Origin of the sequence: Paraburkholderia sp. Ac-20336, from assembly GCF_017105025.1 — a bacterium.
In the GTDB taxonomy this organism is placed as follows: Bacteria; Pseudomonadota; Gammaproteobacteria; order Burkholderiales; family Burkholderiaceae; genus Paraburkholderia.
Window position 1 is genome coordinate 1 of the sequence record NZ_JAAGPS010000273.1, and the last position, 2,285, is coordinate 2,285.

The following is a 2,285-nucleotide window of genomic DNA, read 5'->3' on the forward strand; positions in this document are numbered from 1 at the left end:
ATGCTGTCTTACACAAGCCTCGTAGCTAGTACGCATCATTTCTCGATGTTTTTTTTTTTGTAATGACCCGCACCCCCCCCAGCTCTCCCCTCCCATTCCCCTCCTTCCCCTACCCGCCCCCCTTCCGACCTCGCTGACGCAGGATCGTTCGCCCGCCGTGATCGACCGTCACGAGGAACGGCTCGCGCGCGAGGCTGAAGGACGGCCCGACGAGCCGCGGCGCGACCTGTGGCTCGGGGTGCGGCCGACGGTGAACGGGAATGCCGCAGGCGCGATGATCGGGCTCGGCGTCGAGATCGGCCATCCGGACGATGCCCGGCAATACCGGCACGTCGAAGGTAGCGTCGCGGCCGGCGAATGCCTCGTGATCGAGGCGCCGCGCGACGCGTCGGCCGAGCCGAACGCGCCGAACGCAGGTTCACGGCTCGTGCTGCTGGTGCCGCGGGTCGTGGCGTAGCGCCGGCGCTGCGCGCTATGCACGTTACGCGCGCAGCCACATGAAGTTGCCGGCCGCGATGCCCTCGAACATCTCGTCGCCCGATGCGAGGATGTTGTTCTGCCAGTAGCGGCCGTGTTCCGCGTAGTGCGCGAACACGTCCGCCAGATATTCGCCTGTCACGTCGTTGCCCATCACCACCCGCACGAGCAGCACGATGCTGCCGGTGTCGGAGTCGAGACAAAGCTGCGCCTGGTCCTGCGCGTAGATCAGCAGGTTCGCCTCGAGCATCAGGCGGAACACGACCAGCGTGCGCCCGGCCGTCACCGTGCCGTAGTGGAAGCAGACGTAGATCGAGTCCGGGTCGTTCTCGTGATGATCGAGACGAACGTCGAAGCCTTCGATTTCGAGGGCCTGCGTCTCGACGATGTATTCGGCGTCGGGTAGCCCGACCACGTCGCAAATTTCGTGGATCAGCCCGACGAAGCGTTCCCTGCTCATGGAATCGATTTCCTATGCAGCGCGTGGTTTGCCCGGCAAAAAAAAATCGGGCACGGAGACGGAAGGGCGAGCCTTCCGCACCGTGCCCGTCGCACGGGACTGCATTGGCGCGTCGGATCTTACTGACCCTTCGCGGCGTCCGAGATATTTTTCGCGCCGTTGTTGCCGACCGACGCTGTTGCCGAGGTTTCCTGCTGCTGGATGTTGATCTGCATCGACGCCATCGTCATGGCATTGTTCTGATCGGCCATCTGCTGCATCTGGCCGACCATGTCGGCGCTTTGCGCGCCGCTTTGCTGAACACCACTGGCTGCGATAGAAGACATGATGAATAACTCCAAAAAAAGATTGAGAAAGAAACTGCTCACTGCCGGTTGCCCTGCGGGCCGCTTGCTGCTGCCCTCGCGGGCGGTGAATTGCGAAAAAACGCCGGGACAACCCGTTCAGGCCGATGCGCCGTGACGCTCCTGTATCGACAGCACGATGCGGCGGGCGGCGACCATGCCCCGGTACAGCTTCTGCAGATCGAGGCGCTCGCCGTCGTCGGCCGCCGTCTGCGTGGCCTGGCTGATGCGGCGCGCCGTCTCGTCGAACGCGGCGGCGATGCGGGCGACCCGCTGGGCGCCGTCGGGTGCGGCGAGCGTCGCGTCGAGCGCGCTCAGATCCTGGGCGATGGGTATCAGTGCGTCGTACATGTCCGTTCCTTGAGTGTTCAATTGTTTGCCTCGTCCTCGCTGCTGGCGAACAGATGCTTGGTGCCGTCCGGGGTTTCGGCGTAGCGCAGTCCGCCGGTCGCGACGACTTCCGTGAACTGGGCGTCGTGCGTCGGCAGCTCCGCTTCCTTCACGTCGATGTCGATGCGTTTGGCGTTGCGGTCGAGATCGGCGCGCACGCCCGCGATCAGCGTGCGGAAGGTCGCCATCGACGGCACGCTGCCCGTCACGCGGAACACCCCGTGGCCCACGTAGTCGACCGTCGCGCCCGTACCCGTCAGCGACTGCTGGATGTTCGAGACATCCTGCTGCGCGACGTCGTATTCGCGCCGCACCTTGCCCGGTGCGATTGCGTCCATGATCCGCTGTGCCTTGGCGCTGTCCTTGTACTGCGGCACGATGCCCTCGACGACCACGCCGTCCTTGCCCGGCATCGCGTGCAGGTCGGCGAAGCCGGCCCGGTGCAGCGCGCCGTCGATCTCGCGCGCGAGCGAAGCCGGGTTGAACTTCACGTTGGCCGCCTCGCTCGACTGCGCGCCGGCGAACATGGTGCCGACCGCGCCCAATACCCCGACCGCCACCGTGCACATCAGCGCGGCCACCGTGGTGCGCCAGGTCAGCTTGCCCGACAGCCG

At 65.4% G+C, this 2,285-nt stretch carries 4 protein-coding genes and 1 pseudogene; 1 reads left to right on the top strand and 4 read right to left on the bottom strand.

Annotated features, from left to right (window positions below; genetic code table 11):
- Window positions 1-157 precede the first annotated feature (157 nt).
- Complete coding sequence (locus tag GXB81_RS30915) at window positions 158-457, top strand: hypothetical protein (protein WP_205991202.1); 300 nt, start codon at window positions 158-160, stop codon at window positions 455-457.
- 24 nt (window positions 458-481) lie between these two features.
- Here GXB81_RS30915 and GXB81_RS30920 read toward each other — a convergent pair whose 3' ends face one another.
- The 4 genes and pseudogenes from GXB81_RS30920 to GXB81_RS30935 form a co-directional block, all read right to left on the bottom strand.
- Window positions 482-937, bottom strand: coding sequence for a CesT family type III secretion system chaperone (locus tag GXB81_RS30920; RefSeq protein ID WP_167044094.1), 456 nt, complete (start codon window positions 935-937; stop codon window positions 482-484).
- 119 nt (window positions 938-1,056) lie between these two features.
- On the bottom strand, window positions 1,057-1,263 hold the full coding sequence (locus GXB81_RS30925; protein ID WP_205193003.1) for a hypothetical protein: 207 nt from the start codon (window positions 1,261-1,263) through the stop codon (window positions 1,057-1,059).
- Window positions 1,264-1,380: 117 nt separating this feature from the next.
- Window positions 1,381-1,632: a type III secretion system protein gene (locus GXB81_RS30930; protein WP_167044091.1), complete on the bottom strand. Its 252-nt coding sequence runs from the start codon at window positions 1,630-1,632 to the stop codon at window positions 1,381-1,383.
- A 17-nt stretch (window positions 1,633-1,649) separates the two neighbouring features.
- Window positions 1,650-2,285: pseudogene (locus GXB81_RS30935) on the bottom strand (secretion protein SctD); the annotation flags it as partial.

Bases quoted from the DNA above. Each gene is read 5' to 3' on its own strand.
- GXB81_RS30920 (WP_167044094.1), bottom strand. From the start codon at position 937: ATGAGCAGGGAACGCTTCGTCGGGCTGATCCACGAAATTTGCGACGTG.
- GXB81_RS30925 (WP_205193003.1), bottom strand. From the start codon at position 1,263: ATGTCTTCTATCGCAGCCAGTGGTGTTCAGCAAAGCGGCGCGCAAAGC.
- GXB81_RS30930 (WP_167044091.1), bottom strand. From the start codon at position 1,632: ATGTACGACGCACTGATACCCATCGCCCAGGATCTGAGCGCGCTCGAC.